The 7,612-nt window shown below is 63.7% G+C and carries 5 protein-coding genes; all 5 read left to right on the top strand.

Translation table 11 applies throughout. The features are described 5' to 3' along the window. A partial coding sequence (locus AWB82_RS35925) for a mechanosensitive ion channel family protein (protein WP_086974005.1) occupies positions 1-2,395 on the top strand: 2,395 nt, incomplete at its 5' end. Positions 2,396-2,544: 149 nt separating this feature from the next. Next, entirely contained in the window at positions 2,545-3,678 is a 1,134-nt protein-coding gene (locus tag AWB82_RS35930; RefSeq protein ID WP_407643085.1) for a purine-nucleoside phosphorylase, read from the top strand. Between the two features lie 527 nt (positions 3,679-4,205). After that, complete coding sequence (gene flhD / locus AWB82_RS35935; protein WP_086974006.1) at positions 4,206-4,523, top strand: flagellar transcriptional regulator FlhD; 318 nt, start codon at positions 4,206-4,208, stop codon at positions 4,521-4,523. 18 nt (positions 4,524-4,541) lie between these two features. Next, complete coding sequence (flhC, locus tag AWB82_RS35940) at positions 4,542-5,204, top strand: flagellar transcriptional regulator FlhC (protein WP_086974007.1); 663 nt, start codon at positions 4,542-4,544, stop codon at positions 5,202-5,204. Between the two features lie 163 nt (positions 5,205-5,367). Next, the coding region (locus tag AWB82_RS35945; RefSeq protein WP_407643087.1) for a DNA polymerase II at positions 5,368-7,612 on the top strand (2,245 nt) is incomplete at its 3' end.

Below are 7,612 nucleotides of genomic sequence, written 5' to 3' on the forward strand. Positions count from 1 at the left end.
CCGCTCGCAGGTCGCGGATACGCTGCGCGCCATCGCGGCGGCAGGCGCGCTGGCCGCGCCCGCGAGCGCGCCGCAGGGCGCATCGGCCGCCGCGGCGCCAGCGGCATCGGGCGCATCGGCGGCGTCGAGCGTGCTCGCGCATTCGTTGACCGCGAACGGTCTCGCATCGCAGTTGTCGCGGCAGGCCGGCCACTGGCTCGTGCAGATCGGCGCGGGCCTGCGGCACTCGACGGTCGCGCTGCTCGATTTCGGCTCCGTGCGCTCGTGGTGGCGCGAGAGCGCGTCGAGCGACGCAGGGCGCGCGCTTATCGGCCATGTCGCGTGGACCGTGCTGGCGTCGCTGTTGCCCGCGCTGCTGCTCGAATTCGTGTGCCTGCGCATGCTAAAACGGCCACGCGCGCGGATCGCGGCGCGCGGTATCGTCGACGCGGAAGAGCAGGACCCCGGCCTCGTGCGCGAACAGCGCGCCGCCGAGCGGGCGGAAGACGCCGCCGCGCAGACCGGCGACGCCACCGCCATGCATCTCGCCGAGCGCAAAGCCGACGACGCGCGGGGCCAGCGCCACGCCGCGCGTCACTGGACGCTGTTGCAGCGCCTGCCGAGCGCGCTGCTGTACGGCTTGCTGTCGCTGATTCCGCTGATCGTGTTCATCGGCGTGGTGACGCTGCTGATGTCGATCTTCATCGACGACAGCACGCCCGAAGCGCGCGTCGCGGGCTCGCTTATCGACGTCTATCTGGCGTGCCGCGCAATCGTGATCGCGAGCGGGTTCTTGATCGCGCCGCATGCGCCCGGGCTGCGCCTCATCCAGATGCGCGATTTCGCCGCGGCGTATGTGCATCGCTGGGTGCGGCGCATCGTGTGCGTCGCGGGCGCGGGCATCGCGCTCGCCAATGCCGGCGAACCGCTCGGCCTGTCGGGGGACGCGCGCATCGCAGTGCTGAAGGTCACGCTGCTGATCGTGCATCTGATGATCGCGTTCGTGATCTTCGAGAGCCGCGCGTCGGTGGCCGAGCGCATCCGGGAGCGCGCGCGCTCGAACCGATCCGTGAGGTTTGTCGGCGCGTGGGTCGCCGATGTCTGGGCGGGCGTCGCGATCTTCTTCGTGATCGCGCTGTGGTTCGTGTGGGCGCTCGACGTGCAGAACGGCTACAGAACGCTCTTTCATCTGGGCGGCGTGTCCTTGCTCGTGCTCGTCGGCGCGCGCGTGCTGGCGATCGTCGCGTTCGGCGCGCTCGCCCGTGTTTTCCATCACGACGACGAGGACGATCTGGCGAGCGAGTCGGTCGCGCGACGTCGCGCCCATCGCTATTACCCGGCGTTGCGGCGCGTCGTGCAGGCGCTCATTTCGATCGTCACGGCGGTCGCGCTTCTGCAAGTCTGGCACGTGGACATCGTGCATTTCCTCATCTCGGGCGGCGTCGGCAACCGGCTCGCGTCGGCGCTGCTGACGATCGTGATCGCGGCCGTGTTCGCCGTGCTCGTGTGGGAAGCGGCAAACATCGCCGTCGAGCGGCGGCTCGAACAATGGACCGCGAACGGCGAGCGTTTGCGCGCCGCTCGCCTGCGCACGCTGCTGCCGATGATGCGCGCGGGCCTCTTCATCGTCATCGCAATGGTCGTCGTGCTGACGGGCCTGTCGGAGATCGGCGTGAACACGGCGCCCTTGCTCGCGAGCGCGAGCATCTTCGGCGTCGCGCTCGGCTTCGGCTCGCAAAAGCTCGTGCAAGATCTCATCACCGGCATCTTCCTGTTGATGGAAAACGCGATGCAGGTCGGCGACTGGGTGACGCTCGCGGGCGTGTCGGGCACGGTCGAGTATCTGTCGATTCGCACGGTGCGGCTGCGCGGCGGCGACGGCTCGCTCTACACGGTGCCGTTCAGTTCGGTGTCGACGGTGAACAACACGAATCGCGGCATCGGCAACGCGGCGGTGCGCGTGTCGATCGCGCTCGGCCAGGACGTCGATCTGGCCATTTCGACGCTGAAGGAAATCGGCTCGGCATTGCGTGGAGAGGAGGCCTTCCGCGACGGCATTCTTTCCGACTTCAGCTTCTGGGGCGTCGATGCCGTCGACGGCTCGACCGTCACGCTCGCCGGCCAGATCCAGTGCCTCGACAGCACGCGCTGGCCGGTGCAGCGCGAGTTCAACCGGCGCATCCTCAACGAGTTCACGGCGCGCGGCATCGAGATCGCGAATCCGCAGCGCAACTTCGTGATCGTGAACGGCGGCAACGCGGAAGGTAATCACGAAGGCGTTCAGGACGCGGACGTGGCGGGCGCGGATCAGCGCGGCGAGCCGTCGAAGGCCGCGCAGCATCCGACGAGCGAGGCGGCGGGCTCGGCGAATGTCGCGTCCAACGCGCCGCCGTCGCGGACGCAAAGCGGCACTTAAAGCGGCACGTAAAGCGGCACCTAAAGCCGCGAACGGACATCGCGCGCAATACGCATTGTCGGCGCTCCTATAATCGTGCGGGCTGACCGCGCCCTGGCCGGGCGCGGTCTTCTTTCGAAGGTCGAACCCCTTACGAGGATCAGCCCGCCATGAGAAATGTCCGTGCGTCACGATCGAAAGAGCAACAAGGCACGTCCCGAGCGATAAGGCTCAGAAAAGCCGCCTGCGCGACGCTGTTCGCCGCCGGCCTCGCGAGTCTCGCGAGCTTCACCGGTTGCGCGTTCGCCCAGCAGTCCGATGACGTCGACGAAACAGTCAGCCGCGGCAACGGTGGCCGCGACGTCAAGGTCATGATCATCACGATGTTCGGACCCGAAGGCCAGATCTGGCTCGACAAGCTCGGTCCGTGGCAGGCGGTCAAGGTTCCGGGACTATCGCCGGATTATCCCGAGGTGAACTGCAATCGCGACGATGTCTGCGTCATCACGACGGGCATGGGTCACACGAACGCGGCCGCTTCGCTGATGGCGCTCGCGTTTTCGAACCGCTTCGACCTGCGGCACACGTATTTTCTCGTCGCGGGCATCGCGGGCATCGATCCGAAGCAGGGCACAGTCGGCTCGGCGGCGTGGGCCAAATATCTCGTCGATTTCGGCATTCAATGGGAACTCGACGCGCGCGAGAAGCCCGCCGACTGGCCGACGGGTTTCCTCGGCATCAACACGAAGAGCCCGCACGAGAAACCGCCGCTCGACTACCGGACGGAGGTTTTCGCGCTCAATGCATCACTCGCCGACGCGGCCTTCGCGATTTCGAGAAACGTGACGCTCTCGGACAGCGACCAGGCCAAAGTCGCGCGCGCGAAGTTCGGTTACGCGCCGGCGAATCAGCCGCCGCGCGTGATCCAGTGCGACACGCTCGCGGGCGATACGTGGTGGTCGGGCAAATATATCGGCGAGCGGGCGCGGGCGTGGACGCGCCTCCTGACCGACGGCCGAGGCGTCTATTGCACGACGCAACAGGAGGACAACGCGACCTACGAGGCGCTGAAGCGGGCGGCGAGCGTGAAACGGATGGATCTGTCGCGCGTGGCGGTGCTGCGCGCCGGATCGGACTTCGATCGCCCGTACGAAGGGCAGAGCGCCTCCGACAATCTGCTCAATTACGCGGATCAGGGCGGTTTTACGCCGGCCATCGAAAACCTGTATCGAACGGGCAATCCATTCATACAGGAGGTTGTTACACATTGGGGTGCGTGGCGCAAAGGCGTCCCGCAAAAGTAACAAGACCTCGGTAACAAGGCCATATTTCAGACGGTAACAATAACGTTACGGCGATGAGGTAATTATTACTCAACATGCCGCGCATCGGTAATAGCCGATTTCGCGGCATTTTTTTGACTTATAACATCAGATGAATGGCGAATAAAAGCTGGGTTCTGGCGTCAACCGAATCCCTCGAACGTCCGTTATATCGCGCTGAAGGCGATTATTAAGATAAAAATGAAGCCGCGCCGGACGGCGGTCGCAAACGTTAGACAAATGCGGATGCGACCCGTAAAACGGTCAAAATCTCCAGACCGAAAAAATTACCGATCGAAAGTGTTGTTTGCAACAAAATATTATTGAGACACCCTTGCCTTAGATTCAGACAGTTCTTAGAATCCGTCTCACAGTGGTTGTTACAAGATGTAACGCGCTGAAACAAAGATTACGCGGTACGTAGCCGGGCAGAACTAGTCCGGTGAGGCACAAAAAAGATATCGGCAAAAAGCCGGCGGGAAATTCGGGGATTTACTGGAAGTGCAACCATGAACGGTCGCGAAACGCTGGACTCAATCCGGGAAATCAATTTGTCGTACATCATGCTCGCGCAGCGTCTGTTGCGCGACGACCGCGCCATCGGCATGTTCCGGCTCGGTCTGTCGGCGGAACTCGCCGATCTGCTGTCGGGCCTCACGCTCGCTCAGGTCGTAAAGCTCGCGTCGTCGGATAACCTGCTTTGCGCATTCCGCTTCAACGACCACACGATGCTGTCGGCCCTGGTGCAGCCCGCGAAAAACGCGGACATCGCGCCGACGCACGCGGCAATCCTGCTGGCTGGCCAGCCGGCCGAACAGTTCGCTTAAGTGATGACGGAGCGAGCCATGCTGAAGAAGAGCCTCACTGAAGACGCCCAGGAAGTATTCCGCGCCATCGCGCTGATCGAGCTTGGCGCACGCATGCAAGTGCTGGAGAGCGAACTCACGCTCTCGCGCGATCGCATGATCCGCCTTTATCGCGAAGTGAAGGGCGTGTCGCCGCCGAAGGGCATGCTGCCGTTCTCGGCCGACTGGTACATGACGTGGCTCGCCAATATCCACGCATCGCTTTTTTATAACACCTATACGTTCCTGAAGAACGAAGCTGGCTGTTCGCATCTCGATGCGTTGACCAAAGGGTATCGGCTGTACCTTGAGCACTGCAACCATAGCGGCGCCGAGGCGGTACTCGACCTTACGCGGGCCTGGACTCTTGTGCGCTTCTTCGACGCGGGCATGCTGCAGATGACGCCCTGCTGCCGCTGTACCGGGAAGTTTGTCGCACACAAACATGATTTGCAGAACAACGTGGTGTGCGGGGCCTGCCAGCCGCCGTCACGCGCGGGGAAGACCAAGAAAGCGGCGGCCGCGAAACAGGCCATCAAAGAAGCCGCTCTGGAGGTGGTGATGTCGAAGAACGAAGTGCCGGAGCATGCGGAGCACACGGTACTCGGTAACGTAGCGGCGTTACAGCCGCAACGGGCGAGCCTGGTCGCACAGGCAGCTTAGGCGGTAGCGGCCGCCGGCCTTCCTCCGGGGACCGTCCGCGAGGATGGTGGGTGACCGGTCTGCCGCTACCGCGTTTTACTTTTTTTCCCGTTGTCCCGAATTTCGAAGCCCGGCGCCGAATGGCATGCCGGGCTTTGTTTTTGCCGCCAAGTAAAATGCTGCGATGGCACGCGCACTCGAAGATATCGGCTTGGCTACGGCACAACAGGGTTTTCTGCTGACTCGTCACTGGCGCGACACCGCGGCCGGGACGGAAGTCGATTTCTGGCTCGCAACCGATGACGGCCCGCGAAAAATCCTCATCGCGCCGCAAACGAGCGTCGCGTTCATTCGCGCGGACGATCGCGCGAAGGCGGAACCGGTCGTCGCCGGCGTGCGGGACGCGTATATGCGCGAGCTGCCGCTCAAGGACTTTCGCCAGAAGCCGGTGCTCGGGCTCTATTGCCCGCAATATCGCCAGTTGCTCGCGCTCGAAAAGAACCTGAGAAGCGCGGGCGTTCAAGTCTTCGAAGCCGATATCCGTCCGCACGAGCGCTATCTGATGGAGCGATTCATCACGGCGCCGGCGTCGTTCGAGGGCGTGGCGCGCGACGGTTACGTTTCGAGCGAGTTGAAGCCCGCGCCGGATTACCGTCCGTCGCTGAGAGTCGTGTCGCTCGATATCGAAACGAGCGTGAAGGGCGAGCTTTATTCGATCGCGCTCGAAGGCTGCGGCGCGCGTCAGGTGTACATGCTCGGGCCGCCGGCCGACGCTTCGAGCGGTGCCGATCACGCCGATACCGATTTCGCCCTCGACTATTGCGATTCCCGCGCCGACATGCTGCGCCGGTTCATCGCGTGGATCGCGCGATACGATCCGGACGCGATCATCGGCTGGAATGTCGTGCAATTCGACTTGCGCATTCTCCAGCGACACGCCGACGACTACGGCGTGCCGCTCGCGCTCGGCCGCGACGGCGGCACGGCCGAATGGCGCGAGCACGGCATGAACCGCAATCACTGGTTCATTTCGATCGCGGGACGGCTCGTGATCGACGGCATCGAGGCGCTGCGCTCGGCGACGTGGAATTTTCCGTCGTTCAGTCTGGAATACGTCGCGCGGTCGCTGCTGGGCGAAGGCAAGGCGATCGACAGCCCGTATGCGCGCATGGACGAGATCGAGCGGCGGTTTCGCGAAGACAAACCCGCGCTCGCGCGCTACAACCTGAACGACTGCGAGCTCGTTACCAAGGTCTTCGACAAGACGGAACTGCTGCCATTTTTGCTGGAGCGCGCGACCGTCACCGGACTGCAGGCGGATCGCAGCGGCGGATCGGTCGCGGCGTTCACGCATTTGTACATGCCGCGCATGCATCGGCTCGGCTACGTCGCGCCCAATCTCGGCGACGTGCCCGAGGAGGCCAGTCCCGGCGGTTTCGTGATGGACTCGCGTCCTGGTCTCTACGATTCCGTGCTCGTGCTCGACTACAAGAGCCTGTATCCGTCGATCATTCGCACGTTTCTGATCGATCCGGCCGGTCTCGCGCAAGGCATGGCGATACCCGACGACACCGCCGCCGTGCCGGGCTTTCGCGGCGCGCGTTTTTCACGCGACACGCACTGTCTGCCCGCGATCGTCGCGCAAGTGTGGGAAGCGCGCGAAGCGGCGAAACGTCAGCGCAACAAGCCGCTGTCGCAGGCGCTCAAGATCATCATGAACTCGTTTTACGGCGTGCTCGGATCGAGCGGCTGCCGCTTCTTCGATCCGCGTCTCGCCTCGTCGATCACGATGCGCGGCCACGAAATCATGCATCGCACGCGCGAGCTGATCGAAGCGCGCGGCTACGGCGTCATCTACGGCGACACGGATTCGACTTTCGTCTGGCTGCGACGCGCGCGCGACGAGGAAGACGCGGCGCGCATCGGCCGGGCGCTCGTCGCGCATGTGAACGAATACTGGCGCGAGCATTTGCGCGAGACCTTCGGACTCGACAGCGCGCTCGAACTGCAGTTCGAAACGCATTTCACGCGCTTTCTGATGCCAACGATCCGAGGCACGGAAGAGGGCAGCAAGAAACGCTACGCCGGCCTCACGACGCGCGCGGACGGCAGCGAGGAAATCATCTACAAAGGGCTCGAAACGGTGCGCAGCGACTGGACGCCGCTCGCGCAGCGCTTTCAGCAAGAGCTTTACATGCGCGTGTTCAAAGGCGAGGCATACGCGGATTACGTGCGGGAATACGTCGGCCGCACGCGGCGCGGCGAGCAGGATGAACTGCTCATCTATCGCAAACGCCTGCGCCGCACGCTCGGCGACTATCAGCGTAACGTGCCGCCGCACGTGCGCGCCGCGCGTATGGCCGATGAATACAACGCGCGCGCCGGACGTCCGCTGCAATATCAGAACGGCGGTTGGATCAGCTACGTGA

The sequence above is a fragment of the Caballeronia glebae genome (assembly GCF_001545035.1).
In the GTDB taxonomy this organism is placed as follows: domain Bacteria; phylum Pseudomonadota; class Gammaproteobacteria; order Burkholderiales; family Burkholderiaceae; genus Caballeronia; species Caballeronia glebae.

What these genes read in the sequence shown, in the direction of transcription:
- flhC (WP_086974007.1), top strand. Translation starts at nt 4,542, where the DNA reads ATGCTGAAGAAGAGCCTCACTGAAGACGCCCAGGAAGTATTCCGCGCC.
- AWB82_RS35930 (WP_407643085.1), top strand. Translation starts at nt 2,545, where the DNA reads ATGAGAAATGTCCGTGCGTCACGATCGAAAGAGCAACAAGGCACGTCC.
- flhD (WP_086974006.1), top strand. Translation starts at nt 4,206, where the DNA reads ATGAACGGTCGCGAAACGCTGGACTCAATCCGGGAAATCAATTTGTCG.